The following is a 25,251-nucleotide window of genomic DNA, read 5'->3' as shown; positions in this document are numbered from 1 at the left end:
CACAGGAATAACGCAGACCCCGTGTGGTGGGTCGATCATAAGCAGCGTGGTGAGGGGAAATGACTCAGGTCTACAATTTTAGTTCAGGTCCGGCAATGATTCCGGAAGCAGTGCTTAAACTGGCGCAACAGGAACTGTGCGACTGGCATGGTCTGGGCACGTCGGTTATGGAAATCAGCCACCGGGGTAAAGAGTTTATCCAGGTAGCTGAAGAGGCTGAAAAGGATTTTCGCGAGCTGCTGAACGTCCCTTCAAACTATAAAGTGCTGTTCTGCCATGGTGGCGGACGCGGGCAATTTGCTGGCGTGCCGTTGAACCTGCTGGGCGATAAGACCACGGCTGATTATGTGGATGCAGGATACTGGGCGGCGAGTGCCGTTAAAGAAGCAAAGAAATACTGTACGCCAAACGTGATTGACGCCAAAGTCACTGTGGATGGCCTGCGGGCGGTAAAACCGATGCGCGACTGGCAGCTTTCAGACGGTGCCGCCTATTTGCACTACTGTCCTAACGAAACCATCGATGGCATCGCCATTGAAGAAACGCCCGATTTTGGTAGTGACGTGGTGGTCGCTGCCGATTTTTCATCGACCATTCTTTCACGTCCGCTGGACATTAGCCGTTTTGGTGTGGTTTATGCGGGCGCACAGAAAAATATCGGCCCGGCAGGTCTGACACTGGTGATCGTCCGCGAAGACCTGTTAGGTAAAGCGCATCAGTCATGTCCGTCGATTCTCGATTACACCATCCTCAATGACAATGATTCCATGTTTAACACGCCGCCGACGTTTGCCTGGTATCTCTCTGGTCTGGTGTTCAAATGGCTGAAAGAGCAGGGCGGTGTAGCGGCGATGGATAAGATCAACCAGCAAAAGGCCGATCTGCTGTACAGCACCATCGATCGCAGCGATTTTTACCGTAACGACGTGGCAAAAGCCAACCGTTCGCGCATGAATGTGCCTTTCCAGTTGGCAGATAGCGCGCTGGACAAACTTTTCCTTGAAGAGTCTCTGGCGGCCGGTTTGCATGCGCTGAAGGGGCACCGTGTCGTAGGCGGAATGCGCGCGTCAATTTATAACGCAATGCCGCTGGCAGGCGTTAACGCGCTTACCGATTTCATGACTGATTTCGAACGTCGCCACGGTTAATTACGCATTTTCTTCTTCCCCGCAGCCTGACTGCGGGGCTTTATTTTGCTTCTGAGAGTTAAGCTTCATGGATTCCCTGACGTTACAACCCATCGCGCGCGTAGACGGCATTATCAATCTGCCTGGATCAAAAAGTGTCTCTAACCGGGCGCTGCTGCTGGCAGCCTTAGCCAGCGGCACTACGGTGCTGACCAATCTGCTGGACAGTGATGATGTCCGCCATATGTTGAACGCCCTGAGCGCGTTAGGCATTCAATACACCCTTTCTGCTGACCGCACCCGCTGTGAAGTGATCGGTCATGGCGGTCCGTTACAGGCTGACGGCGAGCTGGAGCTGTTTCTCGGCAATGCGGGCACCGCTATGCGTCCGCTGGCGGCAGCACTGTGTCTGAGTAAAGGTAATATCGTGCTCACCGGCGAACCGCGGATGAAAGAGCGCCCCATTGGCCATCTGGTCGATGCATTACGCCAGGGCGGTGCGCAGGTTGACTATCTTGAGCAGGAAAATTATCCGCCGCTGCGCCTGCGCGGAGGGTTTAGCGGTGGCGATGTTGAGGTAGATGGCAGCGTCTCCAGCCAGTTTCTGACCGCGCTGTTAATGACTGCGCCGCTCGCCGCTCAGGATACGATCATCACCATTAAGGGTGAACTGGTTTCGAAACCTTATATTGATATCACCCTCAATCTGATGAAAACGTTTGGCGTGACGATTGAAAATCAGCAGTATCAGCGCTTTGTGGTTCGCGGCGGTCAACGCTATTGCTCACCGGGTGACTACCTTGTTGAAGGCGATGCCTCATCTGCCTCTTATTTCCTTGCGGCAGCCGCGATCAAAGGCGGCACTATCAAGGTCACGGGTATTGGCCGTCACAGCGTACAGGGTGATATTCGTTTTGCCGATGTGCTGGAAAAGATGGGCGCAGTGATTGAGTGGGGTGATGATTTTATCAGCTGTACCCACCGTGAATTGCATGCCATTGATATGGACATGAACCATATTCCCGATGCGGCGATGACCATCGCCACAGCGGCACTTTTCGCGCATGGCACCACAACACTGCGTAATATTTATAACTGGCGCGTCAAAGAGACCGATCGCCTGTTCGCGATGGCGACCGAATTGCGTAAAGTGGGCGCGCAAGTGGAGGAGGGCGAAGATTATATTCGTATCACGCCGCCTGCGCAGCTTCAGTTTGCCGAAATTGGTACCTATAACGATCACCGGATGGCGATGTGTTTCTCACTGGTGGCGTTATCAGATACCCCGGTCACCATTCTCGATCCGAAATGTACTGCGAAAACCTTTCCCGACTACTTTGAGCAACTTGCCCGCGTAAGCTCCCCGCGATAAATCCTTCTGAGCGCTGACATCCTGCCAGCGCTGTTATGTCCGGTTCCAAACTTTTTTGCTACTACAGGTAATGCTATTTTCGTGGACGTTTCTCATATCGCCGCACGGCGATGGTTATATTTATCAACGGAAGATGACGATGAAAACGAAAAAAATCATGCTGGCGCTTACGCTATCAACGCTTATGCTGGCTGGTTGTAAAAATGGCGTAGATGGTAACATGCTAGCCAGTTCCGGCATGTCCGCATACAAAGCCGCCACCCTCAGCGATGCTGATGCAAAATCCATTGCCGATCAGGGCTGTAAACAGATGGACAGCGAGAACCAACTGGCAGGTTCCTCCAGCAAATACAGTAAGCGTCTGGCAAAAATTGCCAAAGCGCTGGGTAGTAATATCAACGGTACCCCCGTCAACTACAAAGTCTATATGACAAGCGATGTCAATGCCTGGGCGATGGCGAACGGCTGCGTTCGTGTTTATAGCGGCCTGATGGACATGATGACCGACAACGAAGTTGAAGGTGTGCTGGGTCACGAACTGGGACACGTAGCGCTCGGTCACTCCCTCCAGGAAATGAAAGCCGCCTACGCTGTTGTCGCCGCGCGCGATGCTATCTCCGCGACCAGCGGCGTCGCTGCCCAGCTCTCCCGCTCTCAGCTTGGCGATATTGCTGAAGGGGCTATTAACTCTAAATTCTCCCGCGACAAAGAGTCCGAGGCAGATGACTTCTCCTACGATTTGCTGAAAAAACGCGGCATCAGCACCCAGGGGCTGGTGGGCAGCTTTGATAAACTGGCAAGCCTTGATGCCGGTCATACCAAATCACTGTTTGATTCCCATCCGCCTTCAGCAGAACGTGCGCAGCATATTCGCGATCGTATTGCTCAGGATAAAAAGTAACACGTCGTCATTTCCCGGGCTGGCTCCATGCCAGCCCGCTTTACCCGCTATAATTTCGTCCGATATCTCACGTTTGACGTTCAATATTCTGCAATTTACATGCAAAGGTAACTCTCAGGCGCAGACACGCGTATAATGCGCGGCGTTTATGTTGACGGTATGCCTGTTTAAGGAGAAAAAGATGACGGCAAATGCCCCGGTTATTACCATTGATGGCCCAAGCGGCGCAGGTAAAGGCACTTTATGCAAGGCGATGGCGGAAGCATTGCAATGGCATCTACTGGACTCCGGCGCAATCTATCGCGTATTGGCGCTGGCAGCATTACACCACCATGTTGATGTGGCCTGTGAAGACGCCCTGGTTCCGCTGGCAACCCATCTGGATGTGCGTTTTGTTTCCACCGACGGCACGCTGGAAGTGATCCTTGAAGGGGAAGATGTCAGCAGCGAAATTCGCACTCAGGAAGTCGCAAGTGCCGCATCTCAGGTCGCGGCCTTCCCACGCGTGCGCGAAGCACTTTTACGCCGCCAGCGCGCATTTCGCGAAGCCCCCGGACTCATTGCCGACGGCCGCGATATGGGAACTGTCGTATTCCCTGAAGCGCCGGTAAAAATATTCCTTGATGCTTCCTCAGAAGAACGCGCCCATCGCCGTATGCTACAGTTGCAGGAAAGTGGCTTTAGTGTTAACTTTGAACGCCTTTTGGCCGAGATTAAAGAACGTGACGACCGCGATCGTAACCGCGCTGTCGCACCTCTTGTTCCCGCTGCCGATGCTTTAGTACTGGATTCCACCAGTTTAAGTATTGAGCAAGTGATTGAAAAAGCGTTACAATACGCGCGCCAAAAGTTGGCTATCGCTTAAATGCGTCCGAATTTGTAGTACCCCCGCAGCAATGGAGTGTTCGCGGGTATGTGAAACAACCCCATCCGGCACGGAGCCAGGTGGACGTTAATATGAAACCTGAAGATTAAACATGACTGAATCTTTTGCTCAACTGTTTGAAGAATCCCTGAAAGAAATCGAAACCCGCCCGGGTTCCATCGTTCGTGGTGTTGTTGTTGCTATCGACAAAGACGTTGTACTGGTTGACGCCGGTCTGAAATCTGAGTCCGCCATCCCGGCTGAGCAGTTCAAAAACGCCCAGGGCGAGCTGGAAATCCAGGTAGGTGACGAAGTTGACGTTGCTCTGGATGCAGTAGAAGACGGCTTCGGTGAAACCCTGCTGTCCCGTGAGAAAGCTAAGCGTCACGAAGCCTGGATCACGCTGGAAAAAGCTTACGAAGAAGCTGAAACTGTTACTGGTGTTATCAACGGCAAAGTCAAAGGTGGCTTCACTGTTGAGCTGAACGGTATTCGTGCGTTCCTGCCGGGTTCCCTGGTTGACGTTCGTCCGGTCCGCGACACGCTGCACCTGGAAGGCAAAGAGCTTGAGTTCAAAGTAATCAAGCTGGATCAGAAGCGTAACAACGTTGTTGTTTCTCGTCGTGCCGTTATCGAATCCGAAAACAGCGCAGAGCGCGATCAGCTGCTGGAAAACCTGCAGGAAGGCATGGAAGTTAAAGGTATCGTTAAGAACCTCACTGACTACGGTGCATTCGTTGATCTGGGCGGCGTTGACGGCCTGCTGCACATCACTGATATGGCCTGGAAACGCGTTAAGCATCCGAGCGAAATCGTGAACGTTGGTGATGAAATCAACGTTAAAGTCCTGAAGTTCGACCGTGAGCGTACTCGTGTATCTCTGGGTCTGAAACAGCTGGGCGAAGATCCGTGGGTTGCTATCGCTAAACGTTATCCGGAAGGTACCAAACTGACCGGTCGCGTAACCAACCTGACCGACTACGGCTGCTTCGTTGAAATCGAAGAAGGCGTTGAAGGCCTGGTTCACGTTTCCGAAATGGACTGGACCAACAAAAACATCCACCCGTCCAAAGTGGTTAACGTTGGCGACGTTGTGGAAGTGATGGTTCTGGATATCGACGAAGAACGTCGTCGTATCTCCCTGGGTCTGAAACAGTGCAAATCTAACCCGTGGCAGCTGTTTGCTGAAACCCACAACAAGGGCGATCGCGTTGAAGGTAAAATCAAGTCAATCACTGACTTCGGTATCTTCATCGGCCTGGACGGTGGCATCGACGGTCTGGTTCACCTGTCTGACATCTCCTGGAACGTTGCAGGCGAAGAAGCAGTACGTGAATACAAAAAAGGCGACGAAATCGCTGCCGTTGTTCTGCAGGTTGACGCAGAGCGTGAACGTATCTCCCTGGGCGTTAAACAGCTCGCCGAAGATCCGTTCAACAACTACGTTGCTGTGAACAAGAAAGGCGCAATCGTAAACGGTAAAGTCACTGCAGTTGACGCTAAAGGCGCAACCGTAGAACTGGCTGACGGCGTTGAAGGTTACCTGCGTGCTTCTGAAGCATCACGTGACCGCGTTGAAGATGCAACTCTGGTTCTGAGCGTAGGCGACGACGTTGAAGCTAAATTCACCGGCGTTGATCGTAAAAACCGTGTTGTAAGCCTGTCTGTTCGTGCGAAAGACGAAGCTGACGAGAAAGATGCAATTGCTACTGTTAATAACAAACAGGAAGAAGGCAACTTCTCTAACGCAATGGCTGAAGCATTCAAAGCAGCTAAAGGCGAGTAATACTCTCAATCCTTGAAGAAGGATGATGAGTAACTTGACAGATTACAGTTTTCGTTCTGTAATCAAGCACAAAGGGCGGCTATGGCCGCCCTTGTTCAAGCTGTTAGCGAATATGGCCATTAAGGAAACCGGAGGAATCATGACCAAGTCAGAGTTAATCGAAAGACTTGCAAGCCAGCAATCGCACATCCCGGCAAAAGCGGTTGAAGATGCCGTGAAAGAGATGCTGGAACATATGGCCTCTACCCTTGCCGTTGGTGAGCGTATTGAAATCCGCGGTTTCGGCAGCTTTTCACTGCATTACCGAGCTCCTCGCACCGGGCGTAACCCTAAAACAGGCGATAAAGTGGATCTGGAAGGCAAGTATGTGCCGCACTTTAAGCCGGGGAAAGAACTACGCGACCGCGCCAATATTTATGAAGGTGATTGAGTTATCGCCGGTCAGTTAACGACGAAACTTGAACACAAAAAAAGCACCTGCGGGTGCTTTTTTCATTTTCTGCATTCTGTCACAAACGGAATCCACCTCGCAATCTTGCCTGCATGCCGTTAAAACAACGCTAATTGATTTCGGCGTACGCCGCAAAGGCGGTAAATCGCTGCCGACAACGCTGTTCTCTGGCGCGACACTTCCCGTAGCAGGGAGGTGAGTATGCGTTTACCACAACTGGCGATCTGCGTAATCGCAGGGATCGCTGCGTTAATCTGGCTACCGGAATTGCCGGGCGTGAGGTGCACCAGCATCGTCGTGATCTTCGCGACGATGCTGACCGTTTGCCGCTCAGTGCACCTTCGCATGATGGGATTCAAAGGTCTCTTTTTTTGCTGGGGCGTGCTGGCCGCGCAGCAGGTCATATGGCCTGCTGCGCATCTTACTGGTAAAAACCAGCGGCTTGAGATCGCTCTTACAGCGACCGATGGAGCGACAACGCATCAGGGAGTGATTACGCATGTTGAAGGGAAACGACTTTTCCCTGCGCCAGGGATCACGCTTTATGGTAATTATTTGCCGCAGGCTGCCTGTGCAGGGCAACGCTGGGCGATGGTTGTTCGTGCCCGCGCTGTTCACGGTGAACTCAATGACGGCGGATTTGATACGCAGCGCAATGCTTTTGCACAGCATAACCCGCTGACAGGGCGCTTCATGACGGCGACCGCGCTGGACACCCGTTGTAGTATGCGGGCGCGCTTCCTTGCATCGCTCCAGGCGACCCTGGCGGACTACCCCTGGCAGGGGGTAATGCTGGGGCTGGGACTCGGTGAAAGGCTGGCAGTTCCTGCCGACATCAAAAAATTAATGCAGCAGACGGGAACCTCGCATCTGATGGCGATATCTGGTCTGCATATCGCCCTGGGCGCATCGCTGGGCTGGTTGCTGGTGCGGGCAATACAGTTTTTTTTACCCTGTCGCCTGATTAGCTGGCGCGCACCGCTGGCAGGCGCGTTCATCTGTGCGGCATTATATGCCTGGCTGACGGGGTTACAACCTCCCGCATTGCGCACCGTTGTGGCGCTGGGAATGTGGTACGGGCTGCGTTTAACCGGGCGACAATGGTCTGCGTGGGACATCTGGCTTTGTTGCATTGCTGCGATGCTGTTTTGCGATCCGCTGGCGGTACTTTCTCAAAGCCTGTGGCTCTCCGCCTTCGCCGTGGCGGCGCTCATTTTCTGGTATCAGTGGATGCCGCTACCAGAGTGGAAAATACGCGCGCCGCTGCGGCAGCTTGTTGAATTGATTTATCTTCAACTGGGGCTAATGCTGCTGCTTTTACCGCTTCAGGTGCTGCTGTTTCATGGCGTCAGCACTACTTCGCTGCTGGCTAATCTGTTTGCCGTGCCGCTGGTCACTTTTGTAGTGGTACCGCTGATCCTGGCAGGGATGCTGCTGCATCTTACCGGTCTCGCCGTGGTAGAGCAGGGGCTGTGGTTTCTTGCCGACCGCCTGCTGGCGCTGCTTTTTTATCTGTTGCGTCAGTTGCCTGATGGCTGGCTGAACGTGGATGAACGCTGGCAGAGTATTGTGCTTATTCCATGGCTAATGCTGGTGCTGTGGCGTTTTCGGGCATGGTGGGCGATGAAAGCCGTAACGTTAACCCTGCTTATCGTGATGACGTTCCCGCTGTGGCGAGAGGAACGCAAGGATACCTGGGCGGTGCACATGCTGGATGTCGGACAGGGGCTGGGGATGGTGATTGAGCGCCACGGGAAGGCCATTTTGTATGATACCGGGCTGGCCTGGCCCGGTGGCGACTCCGGTCAGCAGTTGATTATTCCCTGGCTGCGCTGGCACCACCTGCGTCCGGAGGGCATCATTATTAGCCATGAGCATCTCGATCATCGTGGCGGGCTGGTATCCATTCATCAACAATGGCCTTCTGCGTGGATTCGCAGCCCACTCGGCTGGGCCGGGCATCTGCCGTGTTTTCGCGGCGAGCGCTGGCAATGGGAAGGGTTGACCTTTAGTGTCCATTGGCCGCTGAAAAATAATAGAACGCAGGGTAACAACCGCTCCTGCGTAATTAAGGTGGATGACGGCCAGTACAGTATCTTATTGACCGGTGATATCGAAATGCCGGCTGAACTGAGTATGCTTAGCCATTACTGGCAGCACCTGGCGTCTACGATAATTCAGGTGCCCCATCATGGCAGTAATACCTCATCAGGGATCGCGTTCATACAAAGAGTGAATGGCCAGGCGGCACTGGCTTCGGCGTCCCGCTACAATGCCTGGCATTTCCCCTCGGCGAAGGTAGTAAAACGCTACCAGCAAGAGGGATATCAATGGGTCGATACGCCTCATCAGGGGCAAATAAGTGTCATATTTTCCCACTCAGGATGGCAAATCAACGGGCTGCGGGAGCAAATTTTACCCCGCTGGTATCATCAGTGGTTTGGCGTGCCCGCAGATAACGGGTAGAATATGCGGCTATTTCAACAAATGCTGGTTTTTTGAATGCATAACGATAAAGATCTCTCTACGTGGCAGACCTTCCGCCGACTCTGGCCGATTATTGCCCCTTTCAAGCCGGGTCTGATCGTGGCGGGAATTGCGTTAATCCTCAACGCGGCCAGCGATACCTTCATGCTATCGCTCCTTAAACCATTACTGGATGATGGTTTTGGTAAAACAGATCGCTCGGTGCTGCTATGGATGCCACTCGTCGTGATCGGGCTGATGATTGTGCGAGGTATAACCAGCTATGTCTCCAGCTACTGCATCTCATGGGTCTCTGGCAAGGTAGTGATGACCATGCGTCGTCGCCTGTTCAGCCATATGATGGGGATGCCGGTCTCCTTTTTTGACAAGCAGTCCACCGGGACGCTACTGTCACGAATTACTTACGATTCAGAGCAGGTCGCTTCTTCCTCTTCCAACGCACTGATCACCGTTGTGCGCGAAGGGGCGTCGATCATCGGCCTGTTTATTATGATGTTCTATTACAGCTGGCAGTTATCATTAATCCTTATTGTGCTGGCACCTATCGTTTCATTCGCCATCCGCCTGGTGTCTAAACGCTTTCGTAGCATCAGTAAAAACATGCAGAACACGATGGGGCAGGTCACTACCAGCGCAGAGCAAATGCTGAAAGGGCATAAAGAAGTGCTGATATTTGGCGGACAGGAGGTCGAAACAAAGCGCTTTGATAAAGTCAGCAATAAGATGCGCTTACAGGGTATGAAAATGGTTTCGGCTTCTTCTATTTCCGATCCGATCATCCAGCTTATTGCCTCGCTGGCACTGGCCTTTGTGCTTTATGCCGCCAGCTTCCCGAGCGTGATGGAAACCCTGACGGCCGGTACCATCACCGTGGTGTTCTCATCAATGATTGCCCTGATGCGTCCACTGAAATCACTGACCAATGTCAACGCCCAGTTCCAGCGCGGCATGGCTGCCTGCCAGACGTTGTTTACCATTCTTGACTCTGAGCAGGAAAAAGATCAGGGCACCTTTGCCGTTGAACGTGCAAAAGGCGATCTGGAATTTCGTAATGTCACTTTTACCTATGCAGGGCGTGAAGTTCCGGCGCTGCGTAATATCGATCTGACTATTCCGGAAGGTAAAACGGTCGCTCTTGTTGGACGCTCTGGTTCAGGTAAGTCGACCATTGCCAGCTTGATCACCCGTTTTTATGACGTTGACGAAGGTCAGATCCTGCTGGATGGTCATGACCTGCGGGAATATACGCTGTCGTCGCTGCGTAATCAGGTCGCACTGGTGTCGCAAAATGTACACCTGTTTAATGACACGGTTGCCAACAACATTGCCTATGCACGTACTGACGTATACAGCCGCGAGCAGATCGAACAAGCGGCGCGTATGGCGTATGCGATGGACTTTATCAATAAAATGGACAATGGCCTTGATACGGTAATTGGCGAGAATGGGGTCATGCTGTCTGGTGGTCAACGCCAGCGTATCGCCATTGCCCGTGCGTTACTGCGTGATAGCCCCATTTTGATCCTTGATGAAGCCACCTCCGCGCTGGATACCGAATCTGAACGGGCAATCCAGGCCGCGCTGGATGAATTGCAGAAAAACCGTACGTCTCTGGTGATTGCGCATCGTCTGTCCACCATTGAACAGGCTGATGAAATTGTAGTAGTCGAAGATGGGCGCATTGTTGAGCGCGGTAACCATCACGATCTGCTCGAATTGCGCGGCGTTTACTCACAACTACACAAGATGCAATTCGGACAATGATCGCGCGGATCTGGTCGGGTGAATCGCCGCTGTGGCGGCTTTTACTGCCGCTTTCCTGGCTGTATGGTCTGATTAGCAGTCTTATCCGCCTGAGCTACCGCCTTGGATTGAAAAAGGCATGGCGGGCACCCGTGCCGGTAGCCGTGGTGGGAAATTTGACCGCCGGTGGCAACGGCAAAACGCCTGTCGTTATCTGGCTGGTTGAGCAACTCCGGCAGCGCGGTATTCGCGTCGGCGTGGTATCGCGCGGCTACGGCGGCAAGGCGGAACGCTATCCGTTGCTTCTCGACGCGCAAACGACACCCGCCAGCGCAGGTGATGAGCCTGTCCTTATTTATCAGCGTACGGGCGCGCCGGTGGCGGTGTCGCCGGTGCGCTCTGATGCGGTCAGCGCCCTGTTGGCGCAGCATGACGTACAACTTATTATTACGGATGACGGTCTGCAGCACTATCGCCTGGCGCGGGACGTTGAGATCGTGGTAGTAGACGGCGTGCGCCGTTTCGGTAACGGCTGGTGGCTACCCGCCGGGCCGATGCGCGAGCGCGCCTCGCGTCTGCAAACGGTCGATGCGGTTATTTGCAACGGCGGCGAGCCTGCGGCACATGAAATTCCGATGCTGCTGCGCCCGGGGCTGGCAGTGAATTTGCTGACGGGTGAGCGGCGTGAAATCTCCACTCTGACCGACGTAGTGGCGATGGCCGGTATTGGTCATCCACCGCGCTTTTTTGCCACGCTCGAAAGCGGCGGCCTGCACCCGCTAAAAACGATTTCACTGTCTGACCATCAGGCGCTGACCCTGGCAGATGTTCAGGCGCTGGCCCGGCCAGAGCAGACGCTAATCATGACCGAAAAAGATGCCGTAAAATGTCGCTCTTTTGCGCAGTGTAACTGGTGGTATTTGCCGGTCGATGCGGAGCTTCAGGGCCACGGCGCGCAACAACTGCTTGAGAAACTCACTCTCCTGGCGCAGCGTTAACTGTCCGCGCCGGTATTGATGACGGGAAAATAAATGCTCTCTCTACATGCCGCGCGTTGTCTTCACCTTGCTGCCCAGGGGCTGCTTACAAAGCCTCGCCGTCACGCTCAACCTGACGATATTCTGCGCATCATTCGCCAGATGTCGCTGCTGCAAATTGATACTATCAACATTGTTGCCCGCAGTCCGTATCTGGTGCTGTTTAGCCGCCTGGGAAACTACCCGCAGGTCTGGCTGGATGACGCATTACGTCGTGGCGAGTTGATGGAGTACTGGGCGCATGAAGCCTGCTTTCTTCCCCGCAGTGATTTTTCGCTGGTGCGTCACCGTATGCTGGCCCCGGAAAATATGGGATGGAAATATCGCCAGACGTGGATGGAAGAAAATGTCGATGAAATCGAACAGCTGATAGCCCATATCCAGGCGCAGGGACCGGTACGTTCTGCCGATTTTGCCCATCCCCGTAAGGGGGCAAGTGGCTGGTGGGAATGGAAACCGCATAAGCGACATCTGGAAGGGCTTTTTACTGCGGGAAAAGTCATGGTCATTGAGCGGCGTAATTTTCAGCGTGTCTATGATCTGACAAGCCGCGTTTTGCCGCACTGGGATGACGCTCGCGATGCGCTTAGTCAGTCTGCGGCGGAAGAGGTGATGTTGCAAAACAGCGCCCGCAGCCTGGGTATTTTTCGCCCTCAATGGCTGGCAGATTACTACCGGCTGCGCCAGCCCGCACTCACCGCATTGCTGACGCGCTGGCAAGATGAAGCGCAGATTGTTGCCGTCGAGGTTGAAACGCTGGGGACGCTGTGGCTGCATACGGATCTTTTGCCTTTGCTGCCAATAGCGAAGGAAGGCAAGTTGAAGGCAACGCATAGCGCCGTGCTTTCGCCGTTTGATCCCGTCGTCTGGGATCGCAAACGAGCTGAACAGCTTTTTAGTTTCAGCTACCGGCTGGAGTGCTATACGCCCGCGTCGAAACGTAAATACGGGTATTTTGTGCTGCCGCTGTTGCATCAGGGAAGACTGGCAGGCCGCATGGACTGTAAAATGCATCGTAAAGAGGGGGTACTAGAGGTCATTGCGCTGTGGCTGGAAGACGGTGAAAGCGCGAGCCGCACGCTTGAAAGGGGATTAAAAACCGCCATCGATGACTTCGCCCGCTGGCAGGGAGCTACGCGTATTCAGATGGGCCTTTTGCCGGAAAAATTATTTATGCATCAGCGAAGCGGCTGGGAAATTGACGTGGCCTGATCGGCCATTATGATATGCTGCAACGGACCTTATCGGTCCATCAGGAGGAACTATGGATCATCGTTTGCTGGAAATCATTGCCTGCCCGATCTGTAACGGCAAGCTGTATTACACTCAGGATAAACAAGAACTTATTTGTAAAGCCGATCATCTGGCTTTCCCGCTGCGCGAAGGTATTCCCGTATTACTTGAAACGGAAGCCCGCCCGTTAAATGCAGAAGAGAGCCGTCCATGAGCTTCGTCGTTATTATTCCGGCGCGTTACGCCTCAACCCGCCTGCCAGGTAAACCTCTTCAGGATATCAACGGCAAACCGATGATTCTGCACGTGCTGGATCGCGCCCGTGAATCCGGCGCAGCACGAATTATCGTTGCAACCGACCATCCTGATGTCGCAAGCGCGGTTGAAGCCGCAGGCGGCGAAGTTTGCATGACGCGCGCCGATCACCAGTCTGGCACCGAACGACTGGCGGAAGTAGTGGAAAAATGTGCATTCAGCGATGACACGATCATCGTGAATATTCAGGGCGATGAGCCAATGATCCCCCCGGCCATCGTGCGCCAGGTGGCAGAGAATATTGCCGCATGTGACGCTGGGATGGCGACACTGGCCGTGCCCATTCACGACGCTGAGGAAGCGTTTAATCCAAACGCGGTGAAAGTGGTCATGAGTGAGCAGGGTTATGCACTTTACTTCTCCCGTGCGACCATTCCCTGGGATCGCGATCGTTTTGCTCGCTCGCGTGAAGCGATTGGCGACAGCCTGCTGCGTCATATCGGTATTTACGCCTACCGCGCTGGTTTTATCCGCCGCTATGTGAGTTGGTCGCCCAGTCCACTTGAGCAAATTGAAATGCTGGAGCAGCTTCGCGTGCTGTGGTACGGCGAAAAAATTCATGTTGCTGTGGCTCAGCAGGTCCCCGGTACCGGCGTGGATACGCCAGAAGACCTGCAACGCGTTCGCGCGGAAATGCGCTAAACGTCCTCTCCCTTTCTGCTGAAAGGGAGAAAACTTTTCCGTCATTTTTCATCTTTTCTGTAATACCTTTGATCTTATCCGGTGACATCCTGCGTTCAGACGCTCATTATGAAATCAGTAATATTCATAAGGGTTATCCGTGATGGAACAATTGCGTGCCGAATTAAGCCACCTGCTGGGTGAAAAACTCAGTCGGCTGGAGTGCGTCAATGAGAAAGCCGACTCTTCGCTGTGGTCATTATACGATTCGCAGGGCAACCCGATGCCGCTGATGGCGAAAAGCTTTAACACGCCAGGTCTCGCCAGGCAGCTTGCCTGGAAAGTCTCCATGCTGGCGCGTAACGGGACGGTAAGAATGCCCGTGGTATATGGCGTACTCACTCATGAAGAGCATCCGGGGCCGGATGTTCTATTGATCGAACGTCTGCGCGGTGTGTCGGTGGAAGCGCCGGCGCGTACTCCGCAGCGCTGGGCGCAGCTTAAAGATCAGATCGTCGAGGGACTGCTGGCCTGGCACCGCCAGGACAGCGGCGGTTGCGTGGGCACCGTCGACAGTACGCAGGAAAATCTGTGGCCGCAGTGGTATCGTCAGCGCATCGAAATGCTCTGGAGTACGCTTAACCTCTACAGTAACACCGGGCTGACTATGCAGGATAAGCGGCTGCTATTCCGTGCTCGCGAGTGTCTCCCTTCACTGTTTGACGGATTTAATGATAACTGCGTGCTGGTTCACGGTAATCTGACACTGATGAGCATGCTTAAGGATGCACGTAGCGATCAACTGATGGCAATGGTCGGGCCTGGCATTACGTTGTGGGCACCGCGTGAATATGAGTTGTTCCGCCTCGTGGATAACCCGCTGGCAGAAGATCTGTTGTGGCATTATCTGCAACGCGCGCCGGTGGAGGAAGCGTTTCTCTGGCGGCGCTGGCTTTATTTGTTGTGGGATGAGGTCGCGCAACTGGTGAGTACCGGACGCTTCGATCGCGCCCGGTTTGATCTGGCGGCGAAATCACTCGTCCCCTGGCTTACCTGACGCGCCTTTCAGCCATTGCCAGACACGGCCCAGCAATTCATACGCAACGCGATCGCTGTGGCCCAGCCAGACCGGAGAAGGGATCGCCCGCTCCCACGGATTCAGCGCTGAATCGATCGCCAGCTGATTAGCGGGGGCGGGTAGCGGCTGCAGACCTACATGCTCAAAGAAAATCATCGCGCGTGGCAGATGAGAGGCTGAAGTCACCAGCAGGAAAGGTGCATCTCCAATGGCCGCTTTGACGGCAGCCGCTTCTTCTTCCGTATCTCTTGGTTGATCGAGAGTGATAATGTCGCTGCGCGGTACCCCGAGACTTTCGGCGACTCTGGCCCCGACTTCTGCAGTACTTACCGTGTTACTCACGGCAACGCCTCCGGTGAAAACCAACTTCGATCCTGGATTAGCTCGCCATAAGCGTATGCCTTCATTCAGGCGCGGCAAACTGTTATTAATCAGGTTCGAACTGGGGGCCCACTGTGGATTCCAGGTATAACCGCCGCCCAACACTACGACATACTTAACCTGTTCACTACCGTGCCAGGTGGCGTATTTATTTTCAATCGGACGGAGTAAACTGTCAGCAACAGGTTGCAGGCTCAATAGCAGGAGCGCCAGCCAGCCGAGCGTGATAAATGATTTACCGGTTTTTTGAAAGCGGCTGAACCAGACCAGCAGTACGCCGCAGCCAATCACTAAAAGTAATAGCGGCAGGGGCAACATCATACCGCCAATGTATTTTTTTAGCGTAAAAAGCATCCTTCATGGCTCCTTTTTTAACCATACAACCTTGCTTTGTCCGGGATATTACACCAGATTGCTTCATTCTTTGCCCGGCTGTGACAAAATAGCGCTTTTGACAGGATCGCGGAGTGAAGTATGCAGGATCGCAATTTCGATGACATTGCCGAGAAGTTTGCCCGCAATATTTATGGCACGACCAAGGGCCAGTTGCGTCAGGCGATCCTGTGGCAGGATCTCGATAGTCTGCTGGCCTCATACGGTGACCGACCGCTGCGCATTCTGGATGCGGGCGGGGGAGAAGGGCAAACGGCGATTAAAATGGCCGAACGCGGTCACCATGTCACGCTATGCGATCTGTCTGCTGAAATGATCGCGCGAGCGAAACGGGCTGCAATCGATAAAGGTGTGAGCGGTAACATGCATTTTGTACAATGCCCCGCTCAGGAGATCGCTGTGCATTTGGAATCGCCGGTTGATCTGATATTGTTTCACGCTGTACTGGAGTGGATCGCCGAACCGCAATCCGTTTTGCAAACGTTATGGTCGGTACTCCGTCCCGGCGGCGCATTGTCGTTAATGTTTTATAACGCCAATGGGTTGCTGATGCATAACATGGTGGCCGGGAATTTTGACTACGTGCAGGCGGGAATGCCGAAAAAGAAAAAGCGTACCCTCTCGCCTGATTATCCGCGCGATCCACAGCAAGTCTACGGCTGGCTGGAAGAAGCAGGATGGCAGATCGTCGGCAAGACTGGCGTGCGGGTATTTCATGATTATCTGCGCGAAAAACACCAGCAGCAGGATTGCTATGCCGCGCTGCTGGAATTAGAAACGCGCTATTGCCGTCAGGAACCCTATGTTAGCCTGGGCCGTTACATTCACGTCACTGCGCGTAAACCGCAGGAAGATGCAAGGATAACCGATGAGTGAATTTTCCCAGACAGTCCCCGAACTGGTTGCCTGGGCCAGAAAAAATGATTTTTCCATTCAGTTGCCGGTCGACAGACTTTCATTTCTGCTGGCCGTTGCCACGCTGAACAGCGAACGGCTGGATGGTGAAATGACGGAAGGCGTCCTGATCGATGCCTTCCGCCATGTCAGCGATGCGTTTGAGCAAACCAGCGAAACCATTGGCGTGCGTGCGAATAATGCGATCAACGATATGGTGCGCCAACGTCTGCTGAACCGCTTTACCAGCGAGCAGGCGGAAGGTAATGCCATTTATCGTCTGACGCCGCTCGGCATTGGCATCACTGATTACTATATCCGCCAGCGTGAATTCTCCACCCTGCGGCTGTCAATGCAGTTATCCATCGTGGCCAGTGAACTGAAACGCGCCGCCGATGCCGCCGTTGAAGGGGGCGATGAATTCCACTGGCACCGCAACGTCTATGCTCCGTTGAAATACTCGGTGGCAGAAATTTTTGACAGTATCGATCTCACCCAGCGTTTGATGGATGAACAGCAACAGTCGGTCAAAGATGATATCGCGCAACTGCTGAATAAAGACTGGCGAGCGGCCATTTCCAGCTGTGAGCTGCTGCTCTCTGAGACGTCCGGCACGCTGCGCGAATTGCAGGATACGCTGGATGCGGCGGGTGACAAGCTACAGGCCAACCTGCTGCGCATTCAGGATGCCACGCTCACGCGCGACGATCTTAATTTTGTCGATCGTCTGGTCTTTGACCTGCAAAGTAAGCTGGACCGTATTGTCAGCTGGGGTCAGCAGGCCATCGATCTGTGGATTGGCTACGACCGGCACGTTCATAAGTTCATCCGTACCGCCATCGATATGGATAAAAACCGCGTCTTCGCCCAGCGTCTGCGCCAGTCGGTGCAAACCTATCTTGATGCGCCGTGGGCGCTGACCTATGCCAGCGCCGAGCGCCTGCTTGATATGCGTGACGAAGAGATGACGCTGCGCGATGAAGAGGTAACCGGTGAGCTGCCGTCCGACCTCGAATATGAAGAATTTAACGAGATCCGCGAGCAGCTTGCCGCGCTTATCGAGCAGCAACTGGAAGTTTATAAATCCAGACAGTTGCCGCTGGATCTCGGTCTGGTTGTACGCGAGTATCTAACGCAATATCCCCGTGCGCGCCATTTTGACGTGGCGCGTATCGTCGTAGACCAGGCGGTGCGTCTGGGGGTTGCACAAGCAGATTTCAGTGGGCTGCAGGCACAATGGCAGCCAATTAATGATTACGGAGCCAAGGTACAGGCGCATGTCATTGACAAATATTGAACAAATGATGCCAGTTAAACTGGCACAGGCTCTGGCCAACCCGCTTTTTCCGGCGCTGGATAGCGCCCTGCGTTCGGGTCGCCATATTGGTCTTGACGAGCTGGACAACCACGCCTTCCTGATGGATTTCCAGGAGTATCTGGAAGAGTTCTATGCCCGCTATAATGTCGAGCTGATCCGCGCGCCGGAAGGGTTCTTCTACCTCCGCCCACGTTCAACCACGCTTATTCCGCGCTCTGTGCTGTCCGAGCTGGATATGCTGGTAGGCAAAATCCTCTGTTATCTCTATCTCAGCCCGGAACGTCTGGCCAACGAAGGTATTTTTACTCAGCAAGAGCTATACGATGAACTGCTCACCCTGGCAGAGGAAAGCAAACTGTTGAAGCTGGTCAATAACCGCTCTACCGGTTCTGATGTTGACCGCCAGAAACTTCAGGAAAAAGTGCGTTCCTCGCTTAACCGCCTGCGCCGTCTGGGAATGGTGTGGTTTATGGGCCATGACAGCAGCAAATTTCGTATTACCGAATCCGTTTTCCGCTTTGGTGCCGATGTGCGCAGTGGCGACGATCCTCGCGAAGCGCAACTGCGCATGATCCGCGACGGTGAAGCGATGCCGATTGAAAATCATTTACAGCTTAATGATGAAGCCGAAGAAAATCAGCCTGATAGCGGGGAGGAAGAATAATGTTAGAACGCGGTAAATTTCGTTCGCTAACGCTGATTAACTGGAACGGTTTTTTTGCCCGTACCTTTGACCTGGATGAACTGGTCACCACGTTGTCTGGCGGTAACGGGGCCGGTAAGTCCACGACGATGGCAGCTTTTGTCACGGCGCTGATCCCCGATTTGACGCTGCTGCACTTTCGTAACACTACCGAAGCCGGAGCCACCAGCGGCTCCCGTGATAAAGGTCTGCATGGTAAGCTGAAGGCCGGGGTGTGCTACTCGGTGCTGGATGTCATCAACTCACGCCACCAGCGCGTACTGGTCGGCGTCCGCTTACAGCAGGTCGCCGGGCGCGATCGCAAAGTTGACATCAAACCGTTTGCCATTCAGGGCCTGCCAATGTCCGTCGGGCCGACCGAACTGCTGACGGAAGCACTGAACGAGCGCCAGGCTCGCGTATTAACCCTTCAGGAGCTGAAAGAGAAACTTGAAGCCACTGAAGGCGTACAGTTTAAGCAGTTCAATTCGATTACTGACTATCACTCGCTGATGTTCGATCTGGGCGTGGTGGCCCGTCGCCTGCGTTCGGCTTCCGATCGTAGTAAATACTACCGCCTGATTGAAGCGTCGCTGTATGGCGGTATCTCCAGCGCCATCACCCGCTCGCTGCGCGACTACTTATTGCCGGAAAACAGCGGCGTACGTAAAGCCTTCCAGGATATGGAAGCGGCGCTGCGGGAAAACCGCATGACGCTGGAAGCCATCCGCGTCACCCAGTCAGACCGCGACCTGTTTAAGCATCTTATTTCTGAAGCTACGGACTATGTGGCGGCGGACTATATGCGCCATGCCAATGAGCGCCGGGTGCATCTTGATAAAGCGCTGGAATTCCGCCGTGAGCTGTTTACATCACGCAAGAAACTGGCGGCTGAGCAGTACAAGCACGTCGACATGGCGCGTGAACTTCAGGAGCATAACGGGGCAGAAGGCGATCTGGAAGCCGATTATCAGGCGGCCAGCGATCATCTGAATCTGGTGCAAACCGCGCTGCGTCAGCAGGAAAAAATTGAACGCTATGAGGCGGATCTGGAAGAACTGCAGATTCGTTTTGAAGAGCAAAGCGAGGTCGTGGCGGAGGCCGTTGACCGGCAGGAAGATAACGAAGCGCGGGCGGAAGCCGCTGAACTGGAAGTGGACGAGCTTAAGAACCAGCTTGCCGACTATCAGCAAGCGCTGGACGTCCAGCAAACCCGCGCTATCCAGTACAACCAGGCGTTACAGGCTCTCCAGCGTGCGCGCGAACTGTGTCATCTGCCGGATTTAACGGCAAACAGCGCCGAAGAATGGCTTGAAACTTTTCAGGCGAAAGAGCAGGAAGCCACCGAACGTCTGTTAACGCTTGAGCAAAAAATGAACGTGGCGCAAACCGCGCACAAGCAGTTTGAGCAGGCGTTTCAACTGGTAGAAGCCATTAACGGCCCTCTGGCGCGTAATGAAGCCTGGGACATTGCCCGCGAATTACTGCGCGACGGCGTCAACCAACGCCATCTGGCCGAACAGGCGCAGCCGCTGCGCAGCCGTCTGAGCGAGCTGGAACAGCGCCTGCGTGAGCAGCAGGACGCTGAACGTTTGCTGTCTGAATTCAACAAACGTCAGGGCAAACGCTACGATATTGACGAGCTTGAGGAATTGCACCAGGCGCTGGAAGCGCGAATTGACAGCCTTTCAGACAGCGTTTCCAACGCCCACGAAAAGCGTATGAACCTGCGTCAGGAGCTGGAGCAAACCCAGGCGCGCATTCAGGCGCTGCAAAAACGTGCCCCGATCTGGCTGGCCGCCCAAAGCAGCCTCAATCAGCTCTCAGAACAGTGCGGCGAAACCTTTGAAACCAGCCAGGACGTCACGGAATATCTTCAGCAACTGCTGGAGCGCGAGCGTGAGTCTATCGTCGGGCGCGATGAGATAGGCGCACGCAAAAATGCGGTTGATGAAGAGATTGAGCGTCTCAGCCAGCCAGGCGGCTCTGAAGATCAGCGTCTTAATGCACTGGCAGAGCGTTTTGGCGGCGTACTGTTATCCGAAATTTATGACGATGTCAGCCTGGAGGATGCACCCTACTTCTCCGCACTGTACGGGCCGTCACGGCATGCAATTGTGGTTCCGGATCTGTCGCTGCTGACCGACCAGCTCGAAGGGCTGGAAGATTGCCCGGAAGATCTGTACCTGATCGAGGGCGATCCGCAGTCGTTTGACGACAGCGTATTTGCCGTCGATGAGATGGAAAAAGCGGTGGTGGTGAAAATCGCTGACCGCCAGTGGCGTTACTCCCGCTTCCCTGAACTGCCGTTATTTGGCCGTGCCGCGCGTGAAAGCCGCATTGAAAGCCTGCATGCCGAGCGTGAAACGCTTTCCGAGCGTTTTGCCACGCTCTCGTTCGACGTGCAGAAAACCCAGCGCCTGCATCAGGCGTTCAGCCGCTTCATCGGCAGCCATCTGGCGGTCGCGTTTAAAGACGACCCGGAAGTGGAAATCCGCCAGTTGACTACCCGCCGTGGCGAACTGGAACGGGCGATAGATACGCATGAAAGCGATAACGAGCAGCAACGCGCGCAGTTTGAACTGGCGAAAGAGGGCGTGTCGCAGCTTAACCGCCTGCTGCCGCGTCTGAATCTGCTGGCCGATGAAACCCTTGCCGATCGCGTTGATGAAATTCAGGAGCGGCTGGATGAGGCACAGGAAGCGGTGCGCTTTATCCAGCAGCACGGTAATCAACTGGCAAAACTTGAGCCGCTGGTGTCGGTTCTGCAAAGCGACCCGGAGCAGTTCGAGCAACTGAAAGAAGATTACGCCTGGTCGCAGCAAACCCAGCGCGACGCTCGCCAGCAGGCGTTTGCCCTCACCGAGGTGGTGCAGCGCCGGGCGCACTTTGGCTATTCTGACTCGGCAGAAATGCTTAGCGGCAACAGCGATCTGAACGAAAAACTGCGCCAGCGTCTTGAACAGGCGGAATCTGAACGTACCCGCGCGCGTGAAGCCCTGCGTGCGCATGCTGCCCAGCTCAGCCAGTACAATCAGGTGCTGGCGTCGCTGAAAAGCTCGTATGACACCAAAAAAGAGCTGCTGGGCGATCTGCACAAAGAATTACAGGACATTGGCGTGCGCGCGGACAATGGTGCTGAAGAGCGCGCCCGCAGCCGTCGTGATGAATTGCACAGCCAGTTGAGTAACAACCGTGCACGCCGTAACCAACTGGAAAAAGCGTTAACCTTCTGCGAAGCAGAAATGGATAACCTGACCCGCAAGCTGCGCGTACTGGAGCGGGATTATCTCGCCATGCGCGAGCAAGTTGTTAGTGCGAAAGCGGGTTGGTGTGCGGTAATGCGGCTGGTAAAAGACAACGGTGTCGAACGTCGCCTGCATCGTCGCGAACTGGCCTATCTGTCCGCAGATGAACTGCGCTCGATGTCGGATAAGGCGCTCGGTGCGCTGCGTCTGGCGGTGGCCGATAACGAACATCTGCGCGATGTGCTACGGATGTCGGAAGATCCGAAACGGCCGGAGCGTAAAATTCAGTTCTTCGTCGCCGTTTATCAGCATCTGCGCGAGCGTATCCGTCAGGATATCATTCGTACCGACGATCCGGTTGAAGCTATTGAGCAGATGGAGATTGAACTCAGTCGTCTGACGGAGGAGCTGACCAGCCGCGAGCAGAAACTGGCAATTAGCTCGAAAAGCGCGGCGAATATTATCCGCAAGACCATTCAACGCGAACAGAACCGTATCCGGATGCTAAACCAGGGGCTGCAAAGCGTCTCCTTTGGCCAGGTTAACAGCGTGCGCCTTAACGTCAACGTGCGTGAGGCCCATGCCACGCTACTGGATGTGCTTTCGGAGCAGCACGAGCAGCATCAGGATCTGTTTAACAGCAACCGCCTGACTTTTTCGGAAGCGCTGGCGAAGCTGTATCAGCGTCTGAACCCGCAAATCGACATGGGTCAGCGCACGCCGCAAACCATTGGTGAAGAACTGCTGGACTACCGTAACTATCTGGAGATGGAAGTGGAAGTCAACCGTGGATCTGACGGCTGGCTGCGTGCTGAGTCCGGGGCGCTGTCTACGGGGGAAGCGATCGGTACCGGGATGTCCATTCTGGTGATGGTGGTGCAGAGCTGGGAAGACGAATCGCGCCGTCTGCGCGGAAAAGATATTTCGCCGTGCCGCCTGCTGTTCCTTGATGAAGCCGCCCGTCTGGATGCGCGCTCCATCGCCACGCTGTTTGAACTGTGCGATCGCCTTGAAATGCAGCTAATCATCGCTGCGCCAGAGAACATTAGCCCGGAAAAAGGCACCACCTACAAACTGGTGCGTAAAGTGTTTCAGAATACGGAGCATGTACATGTGGTGGGGCTGCGTGGCTTTGCCCCGCAATTACCTGAGCCGCTTCCTGGTACCGCAGACGCATCGTAATTGTCCGAAAAAGGACCGAAAAGGCGGCAGCAATGCCGCCTTTTTTGTATTCAGTATTACCTTAGAACGGTGATAATATCTTTAATCTTCTTTACATTAGGTAAGGCAAAACCGGTTTTGTCTTTATATACTGAAAGTAAGCGGACATTACATCGTTAAAACAGGGGGCAAGGGATGTTGCTAACGCGTAATTATGGTCGTCGATGGTCAGCATTAAGTTTGTGTCTGGCTTTCGCATTTGCTCCACTGTTCAACGCCCAGGCCGATGAGCCTGAAGTCGTACCCGGGGACAGCATCGCCGCGACAAGTGAAGGTGCACAGCCGCTGGCACAATCCAGCGCTGTAGAAATGATGACGGGAGAAAAAGCGTTCCCGGAAAACACCTCTGCACAGGCGGGACGAACTGAGATTACCTCGCTGCTTCCGGCGGGCTATTCGCCGGTTTATATAAATGCGCTGGCTGCACTGTATGCCGCGCGTGATATGAAACCGATGTGGGAAAATCGCGAGGCGGTGAAGGCGTTTCAGCAGCAGCTTGCCGAAGTTGCCATTGCCGGCTTCCAGCCACAGTTTACCACCTGGGTACAGTTACTCACCGACCCTGCCGTTACCGGTATGGCCCGTGATGTCGTGCTTTCAGATGCCATGATGGGCTATTTGCAGTTCGTTAGCGGGATTCCGGTAAAAGGCAATCGCTGGCTTTATAGCAGCAAACCGTATGCGCTGGCGACGCCGCCGCTGTCCGTGATTAATCAGTGGCAAACGGCGCTGGATAACGGTTCGCTGCCGCAGTTTATCGCCACGTTAGCCCCACAGCATCCGCAGTATGAAGCGATGCACCAGGCGTTGCTGGCCCTGACGGAAGATCGCCGTCCGTGGCCGCAGTTGACCAGCAAAGCGTCGCTGCGACCCGGGCAGTGGAGCAACGACGTTCCGGCGCTGCGCGAAATCCTCGTGCGTCACGGTATGCTGGACGGCGGCCCTGAGATTGCGCTTCCTGGAGACGCAGTAGTCAGCACCTCGGCTACCCGCGCAGAAGAGACTATTCCGGCTAAAAAAGCCACTCAGCCTGTACGAGCAGCTTATGACAAGACGCTGGTTGACGCGGTGAAGCGTTTTCAGTCGTGGCAGGGGCTGGGTGCTGATGGCGTTATCGGCGGTGCCACTCGCGACTGGCTGAACGTCTCTCCGGCGCAGCGTGCAGGCGTGCTGGCGCTTAATATTCAGCGTTTACGCCTGCTACCAGGTAAACTCTCCACCGGCATTATGGTTAATATTCCGGCTTATTCGCTGGTGTACTATCAGAATGGTGATCCGGTGCTGGATTCGCGCGTCATCGTCGGGCGTCCCGACCGTAAGACGCCAATGATGAGCAGCGCGCTGAATAATGTGGTGGTCAATCCGCCGTGGAATGTTCCGCCTACGCTTGCACGTAAGGATATTCTGCCGAAAGTATGGAACGATCCGGGTTATCTTGAGCGCCACGGTTATACGGTGATGCGTGGCTGGAACAGCAACGAAGCGATTGATCCCTGGAATGTAGACTGGGCGACTATTACGCCATCGAATTTACCGTTCCGTTTCCAGCAGGCTCCGGGCGCGCATAACTCGCTGGGTCGCTATAAATTTAATATGCCAAGTTCAGATGCCATCTATCTGCATGATACGCCGAACCATAATCTGTTCCAGCGCGATGCGCGGGCGCTGAGTTCCGGCTGCGTACGCGTCAACAAAGCGTCTGAACTGGCAAATATGTTATTAACGGACGCCGGCTGGAATGACGCCCGCATTTCCGGGGCGTTAAAACAAGGCGATACCCGCTACGTTAATATTCCGCAAACCATCCCGGTGAATCTCTATTATTTGACGGCGTTTATTGGCGCGGATGGCAAGGCGCAGTATCGAACAGATATTTACAAATATGATCTCACCGCGCGATCTGGCGCACAAATTATGGAAAAAGCGGAACAATTAATCAGGTAAATGAAGTAGTTCAGAAAAAGTAAGTGCCGAAAGTATCAGTAAAAAAACGGGTCTGCATCGCTGCATGGCCCGTTTTTGCTGGGTTTGGTAGCCTTGACGGCGAAGTTAATGCCCGGTAAGGTGCTTTCGTGCGCCAGAAGTGCATTAATTACCA

Annotated in this window: 19 protein-coding genes; 18 read left to right on the top strand and 1 reads right to left on the bottom strand. The window is 54.2% G+C overall.

The window, feature by feature from the left end:
- Positions 1 to 59: 59 nt before the first annotated feature.
- The 13 genes from serC to CHU32_RS08735 all read left to right on the top strand — a co-directional run bounded on the left by serC (position 60) and on the right by CHU32_RS08735 (position 14,995).
- Positions 60 to 1,148: a 3-phosphoserine/phosphohydroxythreonine transaminase gene (gene serC / locus CHU32_RS08800; RefSeq protein ID WP_103675415.1), complete on the top strand. Its 1,089-nt coding sequence runs from the start codon at positions 60 to 62 to the stop codon at positions 1,146 to 1,148.
- A gap of 67 nt (positions 1,149 to 1,215) precedes the next feature.
- Positions 1,216 to 2,499 (top strand): 3-phosphoshikimate 1-carboxyvinyltransferase, encoded by a 1,284-nt coding sequence (aroA, locus tag CHU32_RS08795; protein ID WP_103675414.1) that lies wholly within the window; start codon positions 1,216 to 1,218, stop codon positions 2,497 to 2,499.
- A 139-nt stretch (positions 2,500 to 2,638) separates the two neighbouring features.
- Positions 2,639 to 3,400 (top strand): metalloprotease LoiP, encoded by a 762-nt coding sequence (loiP, locus tag CHU32_RS08790; protein ID WP_103675413.1) that lies wholly within the window; start codon positions 2,639 to 2,641, stop codon positions 3,398 to 3,400.
- A gap of 181 nt (positions 3,401 to 3,581) precedes the next feature.
- Positions 3,582 to 4,265 (top strand): (d)CMP kinase, encoded by a 684-nt coding sequence (cmk, locus tag CHU32_RS08780; RefSeq protein WP_103675412.1) that lies wholly within the window; start codon positions 3,582 to 3,584, stop codon positions 4,263 to 4,265.
- Positions 4,266 to 4,377: 112 nt separating this feature from the next.
- Complete coding sequence (rpsA, locus tag CHU32_RS08775; RefSeq protein ID WP_103675411.1) at positions 4,378 to 6,051, top strand: 30S ribosomal protein S1; 1,674 nt, start codon at positions 4,378 to 4,380, stop codon at positions 6,049 to 6,051.
- Positions 6,052 to 6,190: 139 nt separating this feature from the next.
- Positions 6,191 to 6,481, top strand: a complete 291-nt coding sequence (gene ihfB / locus CHU32_RS08770) for an integration host factor subunit beta (RefSeq protein ID WP_049840220.1) — start codon at positions 6,191 to 6,193, stop codon at positions 6,479 to 6,481.
- A 222-nt stretch (positions 6,482 to 6,703) separates the two neighbouring features.
- The gene (locus CHU32_RS08765) at positions 6,704 to 8,968 is read left to right on the top strand and encodes a ComEC family protein (protein ID WP_103750827.1); all 2,265 of its coding nucleotides are present in this window, start codon (positions 6,704 to 6,706) and stop codon (positions 8,966 to 8,968) included.
- 36 nt (positions 8,969 to 9,004) lie between these two features.
- Positions 9,005 to 10,753, top strand: a complete 1,749-nt coding sequence (gene msbA, locus CHU32_RS08760; RefSeq protein WP_103675409.1) for a lipid A ABC transporter ATP-binding protein/permease MsbA — start codon at positions 9,005 to 9,007, stop codon at positions 10,751 to 10,753.
- Positions 10,750 to 11,730 (top strand): tetraacyldisaccharide 4'-kinase, encoded by a 981-nt coding sequence (gene lpxK, locus CHU32_RS08755; protein ID WP_103675408.1) that lies wholly within the window; start codon positions 10,750 to 10,752, stop codon positions 11,728 to 11,730. Before msbA ends, lpxK begins: the two co-directional genes overlap by 4 nt.
- Before the next feature lie 33 nt (positions 11,731 to 11,763).
- Positions 11,764 to 12,981 carry a winged helix-turn-helix domain-containing protein gene (locus tag CHU32_RS08750; RefSeq protein WP_103675407.1) on the top strand — a complete coding sequence of 406 codons (1,218 nt, stop codon included), beginning with the start codon at positions 11,764 to 11,766 and terminating at the stop codon, positions 12,979 to 12,981.
- Between the two features lie 52 nt (positions 12,982 to 13,033).
- A complete protein-coding gene (locus CHU32_RS08745) occupies positions 13,034 to 13,216 on the top strand; it encodes a Trm112 family protein (RefSeq protein WP_103675406.1) in 183 nt (60 codons plus the stop codon).
- Positions 13,213 to 13,959 carry a 3-deoxy-manno-octulosonate cytidylyltransferase gene (kdsB, locus tag CHU32_RS08740; protein WP_103675405.1) on the top strand — a complete coding sequence of 249 codons (747 nt, stop codon included), beginning with the start codon at positions 13,213 to 13,215 and terminating at the stop codon, positions 13,957 to 13,959. Before CHU32_RS08745 ends, kdsB begins: the two co-directional genes overlap by 4 nt.
- 142 nt (positions 13,960 to 14,101) lie before the next feature.
- A complete protein-coding gene (locus tag CHU32_RS08735) occupies positions 14,102 to 14,995 on the top strand; it encodes a YcbJ family phosphotransferase (RefSeq protein ID WP_103675404.1) in 894 nt (297 codons plus the stop codon).
- On the opposite strand, the gene elyC is transcribed toward CHU32_RS08735, so the two are convergent.
- A complete protein-coding gene (elyC, locus tag CHU32_RS08730; protein ID WP_103675403.1) occupies positions 14,972 to 15,751 on the bottom strand; it encodes an envelope biogenesis factor ElyC in 780 nt (259 codons plus the stop codon). The two genes, CHU32_RS08735 and elyC, sit on opposite strands and share 24 nt — an antisense overlap.
- Before the next feature lie 120 nt (positions 15,752 to 15,871).
- On the opposite strand from elyC, the gene cmoM reads away from it, so the two are divergent.
- The 5 genes from cmoM (at position 15,872) to ldtD (ending at position 25,097) form a co-directional block, all read left to right on the top strand.
- Positions 15,872 to 16,666 (top strand): tRNA uridine 5-oxyacetic acid(34) methyltransferase CmoM, encoded by a 795-nt coding sequence (gene cmoM / locus CHU32_RS08725; protein ID WP_103675402.1) that lies wholly within the window; start codon positions 15,872 to 15,874, stop codon positions 16,664 to 16,666.
- Positions 16,659 to 17,981, top strand: coding sequence for a chromosome partition protein MukF (gene mukF, locus CHU32_RS08720; RefSeq protein WP_103675401.1), 1,323 nt, complete (start codon positions 16,659 to 16,661; stop codon positions 17,979 to 17,981). The genes cmoM and mukF overlap by 8 nt, the downstream gene beginning before the upstream one ends.
- Positions 17,962 to 18,666 carry a chromosome partition protein MukE gene (gene mukE, locus CHU32_RS08715; protein ID WP_103675400.1) on the top strand — a complete coding sequence of 235 codons (705 nt, stop codon included), beginning with the start codon at positions 17,962 to 17,964 and terminating at the stop codon, positions 18,664 to 18,666. The genes mukF and mukE overlap by 20 nt, the downstream gene beginning before the upstream one ends.
- Positions 18,666 to 23,114: a chromosome partition protein MukB gene (gene mukB / locus CHU32_RS08710; RefSeq protein ID WP_103750826.1), complete on the top strand. Its 4,449-nt coding sequence runs from the start codon at positions 18,666 to 18,668 to the stop codon at positions 23,112 to 23,114. Before mukE ends, mukB begins: the two co-directional genes overlap by 1 nt.
- A 174-nt stretch (positions 23,115 to 23,288) precedes the next feature.
- Complete coding sequence (gene ldtD / locus CHU32_RS08705; protein ID WP_103675398.1) at positions 23,289 to 25,097, top strand: L,D-transpeptidase; 1,809 nt, start codon at positions 23,289 to 23,291, stop codon at positions 25,095 to 25,097.
- The last annotated feature ends 154 nt before the right edge of the window (positions 25,098 to 25,251 follow it).

The sequence above is a fragment of the Superficieibacter electus genome (genome assembly GCF_002915575.1).
In the GTDB taxonomy this organism is placed as follows: domain Bacteria; phylum Pseudomonadota; class Gammaproteobacteria; order Enterobacterales; family Enterobacteriaceae; genus Superficieibacter; species Superficieibacter electus.
Note: the sequence above shows the minus strand (reverse complement) of the source record. Positions and strands in the feature narration are given on the sequence as shown.